Origin of the sequence: Streptosporangium sp. NPDC020072, from assembly GCF_040631445.1 — a bacterium.
Lineage (GTDB): Bacteria > Actinomycetota > Actinomycetes > Streptosporangiales > Streptosporangiaceae > Streptosporangium.
This window is the reverse complement of the sequence record NZ_JBEYAB010000009.1, coordinates 214,765-234,034: the sequence shown is the minus strand read 5'-3', so window position 1 is coordinate 234,034 and position 19,270 is coordinate 214,765. Positions and strand designations below refer to the sequence as shown.

The 19,270-nt window shown below is 71.1% G+C and carries 6 protein-coding genes; 4 read left to right on the top strand and 2 right to left on the bottom strand.

Annotation, left to right across the window (positions count from 1 at the left end; translation table 11 throughout):
- Positions 1-100 precede the first annotated feature (100 nt).
- Complete coding sequence (locus tag ABZ470_RS23100) at positions 101-985, bottom strand: NAD(P)H-binding protein (RefSeq protein WP_362913706.1); 885 nt, start codon at positions 983-985, stop codon at positions 101-103.
- 102 nt (positions 986-1,087) lie between these two features.
- Here ABZ470_RS23100 and ABZ470_RS23095 point away from each other — a divergent pair, with 102 nt between their 5' ends.
- Positions 1,088-1,993: a LysR family transcriptional regulator gene (locus ABZ470_RS23095; RefSeq protein WP_362913704.1), complete on the top strand. Its 906-nt coding sequence runs from the start codon at positions 1,088-1,090 to the stop codon at positions 1,991-1,993.
- A gap of 60 nt (positions 1,994-2,053) precedes the next feature.
- Here ABZ470_RS23095 and ABZ470_RS23090 read toward each other — a convergent pair whose 3' ends face one another.
- On the bottom strand, positions 2,054-8,620 hold the full coding sequence (locus ABZ470_RS23090; protein WP_362913702.1) for an RHS repeat-associated core domain-containing protein: 6,567 nt from the start codon (positions 8,618-8,620) through the stop codon (positions 2,054-2,056).
- 295 nt (positions 8,621-8,915) lie between these two features.
- Between ABZ470_RS23090 and ABZ470_RS23085 the strand changes: the two genes are divergently transcribed.
- The 3 genes from ABZ470_RS23085 (at position 8,916) to ABZ470_RS23075 (ending at position 19,250) form a co-directional block, all read left to right on the top strand.
- Positions 8,916-13,283, top strand: a complete 4,368-nt coding sequence (locus tag ABZ470_RS23085; RefSeq protein WP_362913700.1) for a LamG domain-containing protein — start codon at positions 8,916-8,918, stop codon at positions 13,281-13,283.
- 2 nt (positions 13,284-13,285) lie between these two features.
- Positions 13,286-14,806 carry a right-handed parallel beta-helix repeat-containing protein gene (locus ABZ470_RS23080; RefSeq protein WP_362913698.1) on the top strand — a complete coding sequence of 507 codons (1,521 nt, stop codon included), beginning with the start codon at positions 13,286-13,288 and terminating at the stop codon, positions 14,804-14,806.
- A 196-nt stretch (positions 14,807-15,002) separates the two neighbouring features.
- Entirely contained in the window at positions 15,003-19,250 is a 4,248-nt protein-coding gene (locus tag ABZ470_RS23075) for a hypothetical protein (protein WP_362913696.1), read from the top strand.
- Positions 19,251-19,270 lie beyond the last annotated feature (20 nt).

Genomic DNA, 19,270 nt, shown 5'->3' with positions numbered 1-19,270 from the left:
CCAGCAGGACGATTCCACATAAGCGCCGCATGATCGCACCGTAGGTCTCCCTGGTTGGAGATCGGCGCCCTCCTCATGAACCGCCTCCCGGCCGTAGTGCTCAGGCGAGGACGGCGGGGCTGAGCACCTCCTGGCACCACTGACGGAAGCCGGTGGGGGAACCGCCCCCCGAGGCGCGGGACACTCCGTTGTCGAGACCGGCCTCCTTGGCCCGCATCATGTCGAGCATGCTCTGGGCCACGGCCTCGGTCATCCCGAAGCCGACCAGCCTGGCCCTGAAGTCCTCGTCCGGGACCCGCTGGAAGCGGACCGGACGGCCCAGCACCTCGGACATGATCCGCGCCATGTCGTCGTGGGAGAGGTCCTCCGGGCCGAGCACCGGGACCTCCTCGACACCGGTCCAGGTGTCGTCGCGCAGCAGTTCCGCGGCGACCGCGGCGATGTCGCCGGTCGAGCAGGTCGGAGCCCTGAGGTCCCCGGAGACCGGCGCGGTGAACACTCCCCGGTCCCTGATCGTTTCGGCCTGGCGCAACAGGTTGTCCATGAACGAGGGCAGCGCCAGGGCCCGGTAGGCGACGCCCGTGCTCGCGATCAGGTCGTCCAGGGCGAGCGTCGCGGTCACGTGACCGGCCTTGCCGGCCATCGCCGTACCCCGGCCCAGGGCGGAGACGCCGACCACCCGCGCGACCCCCTGGGCCGTGAACGCCTCGCAGGCCGGGCGGCTGAAGTCGAGGTAGGCGGCCTCGACGCTCTCGGCCCGGGGGTTGGGCGGTACCAGCCAGAAGACGGCGTCGGCTCCGGCGAAGGCCTTGGTGACCACGTCGAGGTCGCGGTGCGAGCCCTCGACGACCTCCACGCGCTCGCGCGCCCCGGCGGGCAGGCGGGCGGCGTCACGGACGATCACGCGGACGTGCTCACCTTCGGCCAGCAGGCGGCCGAGGACCTGTCGGCCGATCTGGCCGGTGGGCGCGGTGACGACGATCATGAGAGCTCCATGGAAGGGTTGGTTGAGGGAACGCCGCCCAGTCAACCGGGGACCGCACCGAAGCTGAAGGACCGATCTTGTGGCGATTGATACCGTACAGGTATGAATGACCTTGAAGTCCGTCAGCTCCGGTATTTCGTGGCCGTCGCGGAGGAGCTGCACTTCGGGCGCGCGGCGGAGCGGCTCGGTATGGCGCAACCGCCGCTGTCCAGGATGATCCGGAACCTGGAGCGGCAGCTGGGTGTGTCGCTGCTGACGCGCTCCACCCGCCGGGTCGCGCTGACCTCGGCGGGCGAGGTCCTGCTCCGCGACGCCAGGACCTCCCTCGACGCGGTCACCGCCGCCGGACGACGAGCCAGGAACGCCGGTCGGCCCGAACCCGAACTGCGGCTGGCGTTGAAGGCCGACTACGACGGCGGGCTGCTGCCGCTGATCCTCACCCGCTACCGGGAGGAGGCCGCGGCCCTGCCGGTACGGCTCGTGCTGGGCGGGCGGGGAGGGCAGGCGCCCGCGCTGCGCGACGGCCGCGCGGACGTCGCGCTGCTGCCCATCCCCTTCGACGACCACGGTCTCGACGTGGAACCGCTGCTGACCGAACCCCGGCTGGTCGCCCTGGCCGCGGCCGATCCGCTGGCCGCCCGCCCTCGCCTGCGGCTGGCCGACCTGTCCGACCGGGTCCTGCCCGACGGGACCCCTGCCGACCGGGAGGGCCTCCCGCCCGTTCCCGGCGACGACGACCGGCGTCCGCGCGGGGCGGTGACCGGGCCCAGGTCGAGGACCCTGGACCTGGCCCAGATCTTCAATCTGATCGAGGTGGGAAGCATCGTCTGGTTCCCACCCGCCTCGGTCGTCCGGCGCCATCCGCGCCCCGGCGTCGTCTACCGGCCCGTCGAGGACCTCCCGCCGCTCACCCTCGTCCTGGCCTGGCCGAGGGAGTCGCGGTCACCGGCCGTCGCCGCCTTCGTCCGTACGGCCACAGCCGTCGCGGCCGGTCCCGCAGGACCGTGACGCCCCGGCCAGGGTCCCTCCCGGCCCTGTGGGACTGGGAGGGACGTCGGAGGTGACCGGTCACCGGCCGCCGGGCAGCGTGAACCAGTACCTTCCGAAGGTCGCCGACGTCACGACGCCCACCCCCGTCGGCGGGGGCAGACTCACGACGCCGAGCTCGAAGGCATGCTGACTCGGGTCGGCCACGGAGGCGACCCCGGCGGCGGCGACCCCGAACAGGCGGTGGGCGGGCACCGCGATCCCGGCGCTCGCGGCCTCGCCCTGGACGAAGCCGTTGACCGACGCGGGGTCGTTGGCGCCGTTCGTCCAGCCCAGCCGTGCGCTCCCGCCGAAGCCGGGAGTGCCCAGGCTGCCACGTGGTTCGTTGACGGTCACCTGGCCGTACCTGGTGAGCGTGAGCCCCGCCGTTCCCCCGGCTCCGCCCATACGGCCGGTGGGCACGATCGCCGTGTAGTCGACCGAGATGTAGTCGGGAGTGAGGTCGTGCCCCATCTGCTTCAGGATGTGGTTCGAGGGGGGAAGTATGTTGGCCCAGGCGCCCTCCCATGCGCAGTTGAAGAGGCCGTCGACGCAGAAGGGCGCCGGCTCCGAATTGTCGATCTTCCGGTCCCAGCCCATCGGGGCGACCTCGTACTCCTGGCAGGGCCGGGCACCGCACGGACCACCGTTCAGAGGCGACATGTTGTCGCCGCGCGGGCGGGTGCCCTGCGACCCCGAATCCGCGGTGGAACACGGCCTGGCACCGCACGGACCGCCCTTGAAGCCGGGGTTGTAGGGCGGGTTGTAGTCGTGCGCCGGGTTGTGGGCGCGGTTCTGGTGGGCGCCTCCCTTGCCGTCGCTGCACTCGCCGTCGGGGCACGAGCGGTGGATCAGCCCGTCGGGGTCGGTGAAGGAGAGCGGGTTGTTGTTGGCGTAGGTGTAACCGTTGACCTGCTGGGAGTCCTTGACGTCGATGAGCGGGTCCACCGAGATGAACCGCCCCATGGCCGGGTCGTACTCCCGGGCGCCGAGGTGGGTCAGCCCGGTCTCGTCCATGGTCCCGCCGACGAACCCCTTGTTCATGGAGGTCGGCCACGTCCCGGTGAGGCCGCGCGCCTCGCCGAACGGGGTCATGCGGCGTACGGCGACCGCCTGGGTGTCGGTGTTGGCGATGACGTTGCCCGTGGTGCCGTGCTGGTCGCCGCTGAGCCAGCTGACGGTCGTCGAGGTGTTCCCCGAACGGGTGGCGACGACCTGTCCGCCGTGGGAGTAGTAGCGGGTCCCGGTCTTGGCCCCGCCCGAGGTGGTGTAACGCAGCTCCTGTCCCGGCAGGTACAGCGTGGCCCCGGCCGGATCACGCTGGACCAGCCGGCCGCCGTCGGCGTCGTAGACGTAGCCGGTCGTGCCGGTGCCGTCCTGCACGGAGGTCAGGCGGCCCTCCCTGTCCCAGGTCATGGTCTGGGTCCCGGCGGCCGACGAACGGGTCTTCATGTTGCCCGAGGCGTCGTAGGTGTGGGCGGTCGAGCTCGTGCCCACGCCGTCGGTGGTCGAGGAGGCGCTCAGCCGGTGCGCGCCGTCCGGCACGGTGTAGGTGGTGACGGCGTCGCCGGAGGTGGTGCCGTGCTTGACCATCTGTGTCCGGTTGCCGATGTCGTCGTAGGTGTAGGACTGCCAGTACGGGTTCGTCCCGCCGACCACCCCGGCGCTGACCGTCTGCGCGCACGTCGTGGACGTCTGCGTCCACGCCTGTTCGAGCCTGCGCAGGAAGTCGACGCCGAAGCACTGGGTGTCACCGCCGGCCAGGTCCGACATCCGGGTGACGTTGCCCCCGGCGTCGTAGGCGAGGTTCAGCTCGGAGACGACGGCGGGAGAGCTCTCCTTCACGGTCTTGATCGTCTCCAGGCGCCGGGTGTCGCTCTCGTAGACGCGGGAGATGTCGGCGGTCCTGCCCGCGTTGTTCCTCAGCTTGATCTTGGAGACCTCGCCGAAGCTGGTGTGGTCGGTCCCCGTCACGTAGCTGCCGCCCATGGTGGTGCCGAGCGTGGTCGGCAGGTCCAGCGCGTCGTAGCCGTGGCTCAGCTCCTCCTGGCCGAGGGTGCCGACGGCGGGCAGGCGGGTGGTCCTGGGCAGGCCGTTGGGCCAGTAGGTGTTGACGTAGGTGTAGGTGTTGTTCAGGCCCGTCTGCGCGGCCGGGATGCCGTAGACCACCTGGGTCGGCTGGTAGCCGACGGTGTACCCGGTGATCGTCTTGGTGTACTGGTCGGTGCCGTCGTACCTGGTCGACTTCGAGAGCTGTCCCTTGGCGACCGTGTCGTAGACCCATTCGGCACGCTTGTCGCCGGTGACCGAGTTGTCCCTGACGGTCGTCCTACGTCCGAGGGCGTCGTAGGTGAAGGCGGTGACCTGGCCGCTCGCGTCGGTCGCGGTGACCAGGTCACCGGCGTCGTCGTAGGTCTTGGTGACCGTCCCGATGTCGGGGTCGGTGCTGCCGACCAGGCGACCGCGCAGGTCGTAGGTGTAGAGCCACTCGTTGCCCTCGGCGTCGGTCGTCTTGGCGAGCCTGCCCTTGTTGTCGAAGGCGTACGACGTCCTGATGAATCCGGCCGCGCTGCCCGCGACGTTCCCGGTGCGGTACTGACGCGTCTCGACGACCCGTCCGGCCGCGTCCTTCACCGACGAGGTGACGACGCCGCCCGCCGGCGGGGTGACGTCCTCACGGTCGCCGCCGTAGCCGAACACCGTGCGCCAGCGTTCGTCGACCCCTCCCGGGCTGGCGGGAGCCTCGTCCACCAGGTGCACCTGGGCGCTCGTACGGCCCGCGGAGTCGAAGAGGGTGTACTCGGCCGAGGGGACGTCCTGCGCGGGCACGACGAGCGTCGGGCCTGGCGCGGCGTCGGCGAGGTAGGGGTTGTGCGTCTTGAGGACGCGTCCGGCCGAGTCGTAGAAGGTGTCGGTCACGACCACGTGGTCGGCCGTACCCGCCGCATCGGCGCTCTGCGTCTGCCGCTGACGCATCAGGCTGTCGTAGAAGGCGTAGGAGGTGATGTAGTCGCCCGCGTGGTTGAGCTTCCTGCTGGTCACCACGATCGGCCCGGTGTCGCTCACCTGGTAGGCGTGGCCGATCGACGGCTTGTCGGCGTTGGACGCCCTGTCGTTGCCCGGCAGCCACACCGCGGTCAACCGGCCGAGGCCGTCGTGGGCCAGGGCGGTCACCCGGCCGTTGGCGTCGGTCGTGGTCCGGGGAAGGCCGAGGGCGGGGTCGAGGACGGTGACGGTCGTCCAGCCGAGCGGGCCGGTGACCGTCTTCCCGGTGAGCGGCGCGCCCGAGGCGGGCGTGTACGCGGTCGTGACGGTGGCGCCGCGCGCGTCGGTCTCGGTCAGCACCCGCCCGTAGGCGTCGTAGGTGACCTTCCTGTCGGTCACGTACGACCAGGTGGACCCGGTGCGGGCCTTGACCGACTCGACCAGGGTGACGTCGCCCTTGGTCGGGGCGGGCGCGCCCTCCCAGGCCGTGGCGCCGTCGTAGGCGGTGCGCACGTCGGTGATCAGGTCCGTCTCGGTCACCGTGCCCGCGGTCACCTTGGCCTTGGCCGTGGCGCAGTCCAGCGCGAAGCCGCGCACGCGCGAGACCCGGTCGACCAGCCAGATGCCGGTGTTGCGGGTGTACTCGGTGGTGGAGCACTTCTCATCGCCGGTGACCGCGTCGTCCCCCTTGTCCTCGGCCCACACCGGCATGCCGTAGGCGTCGAACTCGGTGGAGGAGGTGGTCGTACGGGGTGCCCTGCCGCCGTCCCTGGTGGTGCGGGTGTAGGTGGCGCCGTTGCCGACGAGGCGGGCGTGGACCGTCGAGCCGTCGATCGTACGGCTGGCGGTCGGGTCCGACTGCCAGGGCCGGTAGACCGTGGCCCCGATCTCCACGCCGTTGACGTCGCGGGAGACGACCTCGCGGACCATGCCGGCGAAGGCGTCCTCGTCGGCCGTCGCGGGGGCGCCGCCCGCGGCGGGCATCGTCACCGACCGGGTCCCCGAGGGCAGCCGGTCGCCGTTCATCCCCCGGAAGTAGCGGGTCTCCTCCAGGACGCGGGTGGGTCCCTCACCGGTGGTCCTGGTGACCAGGCCGTAGCCGCGCCACACCGACCAGGTCTTGTCGTCGTCCTGAAGCAGGCCGTCCTCGTCGGTGTAGTGCCAGGCGGGGGCTCCGCCGTACGTGAAGCCGGTGATCGTCCTGGGGGAGGAGCCGGTCGCCTCAGCCTGGGTGACCTGGGACACCACGTACTTGTGGAAGAAGTCGGTGATGGGTTCGGTGTGGCCGGACGGCGTCCACTTGACCGGATAGCACCGCAGGCCGTGGTCGTGCAGGTTGTCCAGGGCGGGCGTCCTGGTGCCCGCGACGCAGTCGGCGCCGGCGTAGGTGACGTCGATCGTGCTCCCGGTCTCCGTCTTGATCGCACCGATCCGGTACCTGTTCATCGCCGGGTACTGGTCGCCCGCGGTGTCGACGCGGTTGGGCAGCAGCTTGGGGGTGAACCGCACCTTGGGCAGCGTCACCGCCGAGCCGGTCTCGGTGCTCGCCCGGCCGGTGTGGGTGATGGTGTTCAGCCACAGCACGGGGGTGACCGAGGTGCCCGAGCCCCGGTCGTCGGGGTCGGGGAAGGTGTGGTCGAAGGTCCACGACTCCACGTCACGCCAGGCGGACCCGGCGGTGTTCCACACCTGGGTGGTGACGGTCGAGAGCCGCTTGGTCGTCCAGAAGGTCGGGGAGATCTGCTGCGGCTTGCACGGGGAGGCGGTGCACTCCTGGTCGAAGGGCACATCCGGCCAGTGGGCGGCGTCCTTGGTCCCGCAGTCGGCCAGGCAGCGGTCGGCCGTGCCGAGCACCACCCGCATCTGCGGAGCGTCGTCCAGGCCGCGCGTGCCGTACTCGATCTTCTCCGGGTGGCCCGCCCTGTCGTAGTCGGCGGCGTCCGTCGTGGTGGAGTTGCGGCTGTAGCGGTTGGTCTCCTTGGCGTAGGAGACGCGCATCGTGTTGCCGTGGGTGTCGACCACGTAGTCGAGCTGCCAGCGGAAGGCCTGACGGCAGCTCGACGCGGCGAAGGTGCTCTGGTGGCACGCCTCCCCCGCGTGGTTGCCGAAGACCGGCACGCTCAGCGTGGACTGCGAGCCCGCGCGTCCGCCGAACCAGTACTGGGTGCCGTCGGTGTCGGTGGCGACCCACCACTCCCCGTTGTCGTCGCCGTTGGTCGCGCCGGTGCGCCGCTCGACCTTCAGGCCGTCGTCGTCGCGCAGGTGCCAGCGGTCGCCGTTCCTGATCAGCTCACCGGAGTGGCCGGGCAGTGACAGCGTCGCGTTGTCGGTGACCCAGCACAGGTCACCGGTCTCGGCCTGGTTGTTCGCGCCGTTCTCCATGTCCTTGGAGCAGGCGCCGTAGCGGCGTTCGATGAAGCCGGGGTGCCAGTCGAAGCCCTCCCCGACCCAGGAGGGCTGGGTGTTGGCCGCGGCCATGAGGCCGTCCACGCGTGCCGAGGAGTACGACAGCGTGAGCTGCGGCTCGGGTCCGCCGAGGCCGGGCGGCACCCGCATCGGGTAGGACCAGGTGAAGTCGCCGCTGTTGCCGCCGGTGTTCCACGTCGACGACGGGGTGAGCGAGGTGGCGGCGTAGTCCCCGGTGGGACCGGAGGAGTCGGCGGCGAGCATGACCAGCCCGGTGGCGTTCACCTGGGCGCTGACCGTGCCCTTGTCCCTGTCCACGGTTGAGGGCACCTCGACGGGGCCGCACCCGGAAGCCGCCCCGGTCGGGGCCGCGTCGGGGGTCGGGGAGACGGCCGGGGAGTCGGGGGGCTGCAGGGGCAGGGAGCCGGGGGTGGGACCGGAGGACATGCGGGTGGGGGTGGCCACGGGGGTGGCCGTGGAGGTGACGCGTGGTAGGGGCACGGTGCTGGGGGTGGGGGTGAGGGCGGGGACGGGCCCGGTCGGGGCGGGGACGGGGGTCCTGGACCCTGTGCCCGCGGGGACGGGGGTCCCGGGCGGTGTGGGAGTGGAGGCGGCGGTGTGCTCGGGAGCGGGGGAGGCCGTGTGCGCGGGGGTGAGAACGCACGTGGAGACGCTCCACAGCCGCAGCCGGGAGGCCCAGTCGCCGCCGACGGCCGAGGCCATGCCCCGGTAGTCCACGGTGAGCCGCACCTTGTCTTCGGCACTCTGGGCCTTGTCGGTACGGGTCAGGCGCAGCGTCAGGGCGTCACCGCCCTGCCTGTCCGAGAGGTTCTCCACCCTCACGGTCGCCGGGCCGTGGCCGGCCGTGGCCGCGAGCCACACCGGCAGCCCGCCCGCGCGCACCGCCGTACCGCCGTCGGCGCTCCTGCCCGCCGCACCGTCCGGTACGGCGGGCAGGACGACGTCGGCGCTCTCCCGCCCGGGCCACACGGGCCGCTCGGGTCGCCACGCCTTGACCTTGGGCACCTTGCCCGGCGTCGGTGGTTCGAACCGTTTCACCTTCACCGCGCGTTCCCGTGGGGGTCCGGTGGTGGCGGCCGAGGCGACCCCTCCGACCTCACCGGCGACAAGGGACGCGGCCAGCATGGTCGTCATCACCGTCGTCATCACCGTCGTCATCACCGCCGTGCCGACCAGTTTTCGGTTTCGTTTCCGCATAGGGACGTTCCTCGCCATGGGAGAAAGTGGCACTTTTCCGCCGATCGCACCTGATGGGCTTTATGCGCGAAAATCCGCCTAACCAGATGAAAAATAATTGCACTTCTCTTATCTCCACATCGCCGGAAATCTGCCATTTTTGGCTGGTTTACTGCCATTTTTGACAGCGCGGCGACCTTGACGAGATGCCGACGGCTACAGTCCAGCCCGGCAAGATCTACTCGGATAGGGGAAAACGGTGGCGGCACTTCGGCGGTCGGCCGTACTCGCAGCGTCGTTATTACTGATCATCGGCATGGTGTCCGCGACCGGCACCCCGGCGGCGGCGCAGTCGCCCCCGACCGCCGCCCCCGACTGCGCCGAATCGGTGCCTCGGACCGACGCGGCGATCAAGATGTCCAGGGCGTGCAAGACCAGGGTCGAGGTGGAGAGCGAACGCACCCCCACCACCCAGGTCTTCGTCAACCCCGACGGCAGCAGCACCGTCGAGCAGTACGCCCACCCCCGCCGGGTACGGCAGGCCGACGGCACCTGGACGAAGCCGGACCCCATCCTGGTGCCCGGAACCGACGGCCTCCTGCGGCCCAAGGCCTCGACGGTCGACGTCCGCCTGTCGGGCGGCGGCACCGGCCCCCTCGTGCGGGCCGTACAGGGCAAGGCCGAGCTGGCGCTCTCCTGGCCCTCCAGCCTGCCGCAGCCCCGGGTGAGCGACGCCCGCGCGACCTACCCCGACGTGCTCGACGGCGTCGACCTCGTGGTGACCGCGCTCGACACCGGTTTCTCCTTCGTGCTGGTGGTCAAGACCCGCGAGGCCGCGAAGAACCCGGTCCTGCGGGAGATCACCCTGCCCACGGCCCTGACCGGCCTGAAGTGGGACGGGCCGCGCGCCGTGGACAAGCAGGGCAGGACGGTGTTCGCCGCCGACGCTCCCGCGATGTGGGACTCCTCGGGAAAACAGCCCTCGACCGCAGCCGCCCCGGCCGAGGACGCCAGGAGCGCACCCGTCGAACTGGGCGTCACGGCGGGCCGCGGAATCACCCTCAAGCCTGACACCGCCCTGCTGACCGACCCCAAAACGACGTTCCCGCTGTTCATCGACCCCACGGTCGGTTACACGTACTGGACGATGATCAACGAGGCGGCCCCGAACCAGTCGTACTGGGACTACGACCGGCGCAACTGCTCGGGCGGCTGGGACACCGACTGCGCGAAGGTCGGCTACTACCCCAGCGGCAACGACGGCGCCACCTACTCGCGCTACCGGTCGATGTTCCAGTTCTCCGCCGCCCCCTTCTCCGGCAAGCAGATCCTCGCCGGCTCCCGGTTCACCATCGACCTGCTCAGCTCGACCTCCTGCTCCGACAGCACCACCTGGCTGCACACGGTCGGCACGACCCTGGGCCCGGGCACGACCTGGAACGCCGACGCCTCGAAGTGGAGCGGCACCGAGGTCTCCAGCGTCGTCAACAACAGCTGCCAGTACGCCAGGAAGTTCACCGAGTTCCCACTGGACTCGTGGGTGGTGTCCGGCAGGCAGTACGACGGCTGGCTCACCCTCGGCCTGCGGGCCGACGACGAGAACAGCTCGTCGGGCTGGAAGAAGTTCGACGCCACCACCGCCAGGCTCATCGTCAACACCAACACCGTTCCCAGCCCGCCCGGCTCGCTGACCGTGGACGGCAAGGCGTGCGCCACCGGCGGCGAACGGCCGTACGTGAGCACGCTGACGCCGAGCTGGCGCGCCTACCTGGCCGACGGCGACGGCGAGGCGATGACCGCCTCCTTCTACTGGCAGGCCATCGACCCGGCCGGAGCCCAGCAGGGACCGTTGACGCAGTCGAGCGTGGGCTCGGGGACGACGGCCGTGGTCACCCCGACCTCCGGCATCGCCGACAACACCGCCTACCGCTTCTGGGCCAGGGCGTCCGACGCCAACGCCACCAGCGACGAGTCGGTCAAGTGCGAGTTCGTCACCGACACCGTCAGGCCGCAGACGGCGACCGTGACCTCCGACATCTACCCCGAGAGCGACAACGTCGCGGGCGGCGTCGGCCAGACCGGCAAGTTCACCTTCCAGAGCTCCCCCGACGTGGCCTCCTACAAGTGGGGCTTCTCCGACCCGCCCTCCACGGTCGCCATCCCCACCTCGGTCGGCGCCCCCGTGACCGTCGGCTGGACCCCCACCGAGGGCGGCGCCCACACCCTGTACGTGGTCGCGGTGGACCGCGCGGGCAACCAGTCGCCGCGTAGGACCCACTCCTTCGTCGTCGGCTCACCGGAGCCCGAGCTGGCCAGGTGGCTGCTCAACGACGCCCCCGGGTCGGCCACGGCCTTCGACGACACCGACAAGGGACGCGCCCTGACGATCAACGGCGGCGCCACCCTGGGCGAGCCCGGACGGCTGGCGCCCGGCCCCGACGGCAGGTCGCGCAGCGCGCTGCGCGTCGACAGCGCCGACGACTACGCCAGCCGGGCCGACTTCCTCAACACCGCGACCAGCTTCACGGTCTCCGCCTGGGTCAAACTGGCGGGCAAGGGCGCCGACAGCACCGTGGTCTCGCAACGGGGCACCGGCAACCGCGCCTTCTTCCTCTCCTACCTCGCGGCCCAGGACCGGTGGGCGATGACCGTCCCGTCGCAGGACACCGCGGGGGCCACCGCCTCGTCCGCCCTGTCGACCACCGTGCCGAGGGCCGGCGTCTGGACCCACCTCACCGGCGTGTACGACGCGGGGATCAGGTCCGTGCAGCTGTACGTCAACGGCACCCTGGAGGCCACCGTCGGCGACGTCACCGCCTGGGACGCCTCCGGCGCCTTCCAGGTCGGCGGCGGCTGGGGCGGCTCCCCCCTCGACGGCGCGGTCGCCGAGGTCAGGGCGTGGAACCGGGCCATCGCCACCACCGAGGCGGCGGCCATCGCCGACCCCACGCTGAACAGCAAGGTGGCCGAGTGGCACTTCGAGGAGGTCGGGCCGGGACCGGCCCACGACTCCTCCGGCATGTTCCGCGACCTCACCTTCTACGGCGGCGTGCAGGTCCCGCCCTCCGGCGCGGGGCACGGCGGCGCGACCGGTCTCCGTCTCGACGGCGTCGACGACTACGTGGCACCGGACGACCCGGTCGTCCTCACCGACCAGTCGTTCACCGTCTCCACCTGGGTACGGCCCTCGGACCTGACCCGCGCCCAGACGTTCGTCTCCGGCGGGTTCACCCTGTACTACGAGCCGGGCGGCGACGGTAAGTGGGTCTTCTCGATGCCCGCCTCGGCGACCGACACCGCCAACTCCACCTTCGCGATCACCTCCGTGGTCAACCCCACCGAGTACCACCACCTGGTCGGCATCTTCGACGCCCAGCAGCGCCACCTGCGGCTCTACGTCGACGGGGCGCTCAAGGTCACCGTGGGGATGCGCCCGCAGTGGCAGCCGTGGCGCTCCCAGCAGCCCCTGCTGATCGGCAAGGGCGCCTCGGGCGGCTTCGTCAAGGGCGACCTCGACGAGATCCAGATCTTCCAGGGCGTCGTCCCCGACGTCGCCGGTCCCACCGGGGTCGTGCGAGGCCTCGTCGACTTCAACGGCGACGGCAAGGCCGACTTCTGCCGCCGGGTCGGCGCGGTGCCCAACAGCAAGGTGGCGTGCACGCTGTCCACCGGCAGCGGGTACGGCATCACCATCACCTCCGGCGTGCTCGACTGGGGTCAGGACGCGGGCCGGGCCTGGGTGGACGTCAACGGCGACGGCAAGACGGACTTCTGCCGGCTGCGCGGCACCCAGAACCACGTCGACGCCTACGCCAGCTGCACCCTCTCCACCGGCAGCGCCTTCGGCATGGAGGTCAACTCCCGCAACTTCGACCGGGGCTTCCCCGAGGACCGGGCCTGGGTGGACGCGACCGGTGACGGAAAGATCGACTACTGCCGCCGGGTCGGCGGTGTCCCCGAGTCCCGCCTGGCCTGCACGCCGTTCACCTCCGGCGGGTTCGGTGAGACCTTCATCTCCGGCGTGCTCGACTGGGGCCAGACCACCGGCCGGGCCTGGGTCGACGTGAACTCCGACGGCAAGGCCGACTACTGCCGGATCCGCGGCACCCAGAACCACACCGACGGCTACCTCAGCTGCGCCCCCTCGACCGGCACCGGCTTCGGCAGGGACGTCAACTCCGGCAACACCGACTGGGGTTACACCGAGGACCGGTCCTGGACCGACGTCAACGGGGACGGCAACGCCGACTACTGCCGCAGCGTGGGAGCCACCTCCGCCAGGACCATCGCCTGCAACACCTCGACCGGCACCGGCTTCGGCCCGCTGTTCCTCTCCGGCGCGCTCGACTGGGGCCAGGCGACCGGCCGGGCGTGGGTGGACGCGACCGGTGACGGAAAGGCCGACTTCTGCCGGGTGTTCGGCACCCAGAACCACGTCGACACGCACGTCGGCTGCCTGACCTCGACCGGCACCGGCTTCGGCGCCGAAATCACCTCGGACACGATCGACCAGGGCTACCCGGAGGGACGCAACTGGTCCGACGCCAACGGCGACGGAAAGATCGACTACTGCCGCCGCACCGGCTTCGCCACCGACCAGAAGGTCGGCTGCACGCTGGCGACCGGAACCGGCTTCGGCACCTCCTTCTACTCGGGCGCCCTCGACTGGGGACTGGTGAACTGACCATGAGCACACGACCGACGACAAGACTCGGGACGGCCCTGCTCACGCTGCTCGTCGCGACCGCCGTACCGGGGGCCGCGCGGGCCGGGACCGGCCCGTCGTCCGCCGGCTGCATCCCGTCGGGCACCGAGACCGCGATCAACGCCGCCCTGACGGGGCCCGGCGCCCAGGCGGTGCTCTGCCAGGGCGCGGTGTTCACCCTGTCCGAGCCGGTCCGCTTCACCGCCGCCGACCAGGAGCTGTTCACCGAGGGCCTGCCCGAGGGCACGACACGCGCCACCCTGCGCCTCGCCTCCGCGACCGTCACCACCGCCGTCGACGGAGTCGGCCGGAGCCGGGTGGCCGTACGAAACGTCCAGATCGACGGCGACCGCCCCACCCTCGGGCAGAGGACCGGGTCGGCCCTGGTCCAGATGGGCGGCGCCGCCACCGGGCAGATCGTGGAGAACAGCGCCATCAGGAACCCGCGAAGCTGGTCGGCGCTGCACTACTACGAGGGCGCCGTCAGCTCGGGGACGCCGCAGTGCCAGGGCGCCCGGATCACCGGAAACCGCATCGGCCCCGCGGGCGTCGACCGGCCGAGCGGCCAGTGGGCCGACGGGATCTCGCTGGCCTGCGGCGACTCCGTCGTGAGCGGCAACACGGTCGTGGACGCCACCGACGGCGGCATCGTCATCTTCGGCGCCCCCGGCTCGACCATCGAGAACAACACCGTGCGGGCCGAACACAGCGAACTGCTCGGCGGCATCAACCTGGTCGACATCGCCCCGGTCGACGGCAACTACACCGGCACGACGGTCCGCGGCAACGTGGTCGACGCCAGGAGCGCCTTCATCAAGGTCGGCATGGCCATGGGCTGGCAGGTGTGGACGTGCGGAACCGGCACCGTCCACGGCGCGACCGTGACCGGCAACACCCTGCGCGGCCTGCACATGGGGTACGGCTACGCGGTCAACGGCGTCCGCGACTGGACCGTCACCGGCAACGTGGACGAGTCCCGGCACGTCGGCGTCCCGACCACGGGCTGCGGCGGCACCCCGCTGTCACGGCCGGGCGGCTACCAGGTGCAGGCGGCCTCGACCTCGACCCTGCAGCCGGAGTTCGCCTCCGGGCAGGTCCACCACGTGCTGGGCGTCACCGAGCCCGCGATCCTCAAGGTCGGCACCGCCCCCACGGCCTGTATCTGGTTCCAACCCGACGAGGCCCTGTTCCCCGGGGCGTCCCAGACCTCCTGCGACGGGCGTTTCAAACTGACCTACCGCCGGGACGGCGACCTGGTCCTCACCCAGGTGAACGTCACCGCCCCCCTGTGGTCCTCGGGTACGGCGGGCAGTCCCGGCGCGGTCGCGTTGATGCAGCAGGACGGCAACTTCGTCATCTACGACGCGGCCGGAGTCGCCCTGTGGTCGACCAGGACCGGCGGCTCCTCCGGCGCCCGCCTGGCCGTACAGGACGACGGCAACGTCGTCGTCTACACCCCCACCGGCACCCCTCTCTGGAGCACCCACACCGGAGGCCGGTAACCCCTCGCGAGACGTCCTCCGGCCACGTCCGGCGAAAGATCGCATGGGCGGTGACCGGGGCGGCGTGGGGTGGGCGACGGTGCCGCTCTTGAAACATCCGTTGTGATCGGTAGCGCTGTCCCCTCCGTATCGATGATGCTGTGGAGAGGATCTGCTTTCCCGCAGGGGAGCCACGCCTTCAGATCAGGAGCGATAGGTGGAGCGCCAGGAGGCATCGGACGGAGTACCCCTGTCTCCGGAACAGATCTCGGCCGCCCAGCAGGGAGCCCGGGGCTGGGTGCTCCGGGCGGCCGGGCGCCAGTTGGCAAAGGCGACGCCACGACTGCTCCTGGCGACTCTGTGCGCCAGCGCGCTGACTCCGCTGGCCCTGGCCGAACCGGGGCTGGCGGTGCAACTGGCCGGGATGAACGTCATCGGATCGGTCGGCGGCAACATGCTGGCCACCGTCATCAGCTCCGCTCTGGACACCGCCATCGCCCGTACCGGCGGCACCGAGGAGGAGCGTGCCGCGCGCCTGGAAGAAGAACTGGCCGTACGGCTGGAAGAGGCCCTGCGGTTGGGGGACGCCCGTGCCGACGCGCTGGCCGAGGCCCTGGTGGCGACGCTGGAGGCGGTGGACGCCACCCGCGCGGCTCTCGGCGAGGCGCTCGCCGGTGGGCATGCGGAGCTGCTGGAACGGATGGCGTCGGGCTTCGCCGAACTGGGCCGGCAGAACACGGCGCTGGCACCGATGCTGGAGCGGCTCGACGCGGCGGCCGGGGAGATCCAGGAGATCCTCTACCAGCAGGACGCCGAGCGCCGCCACCAGACCGCGTTGCTGGTCACGGTACGCGATCGGCTGAATGTTCTGGAGCGCCGTCTCACGACGGGGGTGTCCTCGGCGCCGGAACCGCAGTGGATCGGCGGCTGCCCTTATCAAGGGCTGGCGCCGTTCGGGCCGGCGCAGGCGACGGTCTTTCACGGGCGCGGACAGGCCGTCTCCCGGCTGGTCGCCATGGTCAACGGCGGAGGCCTCGTCGTCGTGACCGGGGCATCCGGTGTGGGAAAGTCCTCACTCCTGCATGCCGGGCTGCTGCCCGCGCTCACGGCTCCGTCTCCCCACCATGATCTCGATGACGCGCATCAGATCACCTTCACCCCGGGGACGACCCCCTTACGGCGCCTGGCACGGGAGCTCGCGGTCCCGTGCGGCGCCGACAGCGGCGCGGTCCTCGGCGAACTGCGTGAAGATCCCGCGCAGGCCGCCGACTGGACACGGCAGATGCTGTCCGCCGTGATGATCCGCCGGCGGCAGCAGGGCGGGAACGGCGAGGGGCCGCGAAAAGTGGTGATGGTGGTCGATCAGTTCGAGGAGCTGTTCACCCTGTCCGCTGAGGGACCCGCGGAGAGGGCCGCCTTCGTGGACGCGCTGCACTCGATCGCGACGGGAGGGTCCGGGGTGGTCGTGGTGGCCGTACGCGGCGATTTCGTCGTGGAGCATTGCGCCGCCCACAGCGCGCTGGCACGGGCCCTGGAAGAGCGCATGTTCGTGCTTGAGCCGATGCGTGAGGCGGAGTTGCTGCGGGCCATCACCGGACCCGCGGCCGCGGCCGGGCTTGAGGTGGAGAAGGACCTGGCCGAGCAGGTGGTACGGGAGCTGGCGGGGCACCTGCGAGCCCCGGAAGACGTGGGGACGGCGCTGCCTCTGCTGTCGATGGCGATGGTGCGGATCTGGGAGAACCGCGACGGCGATCGGCTGACCCGGCAGGGATACGACCGTTCCGGCGGTGTGGCCTCCGCCGTCCAGGACGCCGCCGAGAGAGTGTATGGCCGCTTGGACCCCGAACAGCAGGAGATATCCAGGCGCGTCATCATGGCGCTCGTGCTCCTGAACGACGACGGGCATGTCGTCCGCCGCCGTTTGAGTGTCGACGAGTTGACCGTCCTCTGCGCGGAGCGGCCTGAAGCCGTCAGAGAGGTGGTCACGGCCTTCACCGAAGACCGGCTCATGGTCACCACCGAGACCGTCGAACTCGCCCATGATGTGCTGACGACGGCGTGGAGTCGTCTGCGTGGCTGGCTGGACGACGACCGCGTCGACCGGATTCTGCACGGAAAGATCGAGAAGGCCGCCGCCGAGTGGGACGCGAAAGAGCGCGAATCCTCTTTTCTCTACCACGGCGCGCAACTGGAGCACGCCGGGACGGCCGGAGCGCGCTGGCGTGCCGACCCCCGGCGTGGCCTCCGGCTGACCTCCGTGGCCGAGGAGTTCCTTCGTGCCGGTACCGCCGCCGCCGCACGGAACCGGCGCCTGTGGCGAACGGTACTCGTGGGACTTGGCGTCCTGGGCGTGGGATTGGTCGGCGTCTCGGTGTTTCTGGTCTTCTCCAACCAGGAAGTCGGCCGACAGCGCGATGCGGTACAACAGCGGAGCAACGAGATCATGTCCCGCCAGGTGGCCGCTCACAGCGAGACGCTGTCCGCCGATCCCGTGACGTCGGCCCGGCTGGCCGTGGCGGCATGGGCCATCGCGCCGACCGACGAGGCGCGGGCCGGCCTGGTGGCGGTTCTCAGCAGACCCGAACGTGCGGTCCTGGCAGGTCGCGCGGGCGCGGTCGAATCCGTGGCCTTCAGTCCGGACGGCTCCCGGCTCGCCACCGCGGAGACCGGCGGCGCCGTACGTCTTTGGGACACCGCCACCTACAGGCGACTGGGTTCCCCCATGACCGGTCATGAGGGAGCCGTACGATCCGTGGCCTTCAGCCCGGACGGGACCCGCCTGGCCACCGCCGGCAGCGACGGGACGACGCGGGTGTGGGATCTCACCACACACGAACAGCTCGGCGCCCCCATGAAGGGCCACGACGACGAGATCCGGTCCGTGGCCTTCAGCCCGGACGGCTCCCGCCTGGTCACCACCGGCGGTAAGACCCACATGTGGGACCTCACGACCCGCGAACGGGTCGGCGCCCCGATGGCCGGGACATGGTCGGCCGCCTTCAGCCCGGACGGGTCACGCCTGGTCACCGCGGATGACGACGGCGCCGTACACCTGTGGGACACCCGCACCCACGCGCGGATCGGAGCCCCGATGAAGGGCCACGACGGCGTGGTGTGGTCGGTCGCCTTCAGCCCGGACGGGTCACGCGTCGCCAGCGCCGGAATCGACGGCACCGTCCGCATCTGGGACACCGCCTCTCGTGAACAGGTGGGCAGCCCGATGACCGGCCACAAAGGGGCCGTACGGTCCGTGGCCTTCAGCCCGGACGGAGCCCAGCTCGCCACGGTCGGCGACGACGGGACAGCGCGGGTGTGGGATCCCGCCACGCACAGGCAGATCGGCGCCCCGATGAGCAGCCACCAGCACCCGTCCTCAGTGGCTTTCAGCCCTGACGGGGCGCGGCTGGCCACCTCCGGGAACGACGGCGTACGGCTGTGGGACGTCACCGTCCACAGACAGGTCGGCGTCCCGATGGGAAGACTCGGCGGCTCGGTACGCAAGGCGGTCTTCAGCCCGGACAGGACCCGGCTGTTCACCACAGGAGGCGACGGCGCGGCACAGCTTTGGGACCTGGCCACCCGTCGTCCCCTGGGAGACCCGTTGGCCGGCCATGTGGGCGAGCTCTTCTCGGTCGCCCTAAGCCCGGATGGGACTCGCCTGGCCACCGCCGGAGGCGACGGGACCGTCCGTCTGTGGGACGTGATCAATCATCGGCGGCTCGGAGAGCCGCTGGTCGGCCACACGGGTCCGGTGGAGTCCGTGGCGTTCAGCCCGGACGGCTCCCGGCTCGCCACCACCGGTGACGACGGGACCGCCCGGATCTGGGATCTGGCCACCCACCGGCAGCTCGGCAAGCCGGTCAGTGAAGGCCAGGGCCCGCTCTTCTCAGCCGTCTTCAGCCCGGACGGATCGCGCCTGGCCGTCGCGGGGAGCGACGGGGCCGTTCGTGTGTGGGATCCGGAAACCCGCCGCCAGCTGGGCGACCCGTTCGTCGGACACAAGGGCCCGGTCTTCTCCATCGCCTTCGATCCGAGCGGATCCCGACTCGCCAGCGCCGGAGGCGACGGTACGGCACGGCTCTGGGAGGTGGCCACCCACCGGCAGATCAGAGCTCCGCTGACCGGGCACGAAGGTCCGGTACAGACCGTGGCCTTCAGCCCGGACGGGACCCGCCTGGCCACCGCCGGAGGCGACGGCACCGCCCGGCTCTGGGAGGTGGCCACCCATCGGCAGATCGGTGATTCCCTGACCGCTCATGAAGGGCCGGTCTACTCGGCCGCGTTCAGCTCGGACGGTTCCCGGCTCGTCACCACGGGGATGACGGTGCGGATCTGGGACGTGGAGTTGCCCGACGAGCTGGCCGGGGCGGTCTGCGCCGTCGCGGGCCGACCATTCGACCAGCGGGAATGGCGGCAGTTCATTCCGTATGAGCCATACCGTCAGAGCTGCTCCGCTCCCCGGTGAGCTCGGTGAACTCCCGAGAC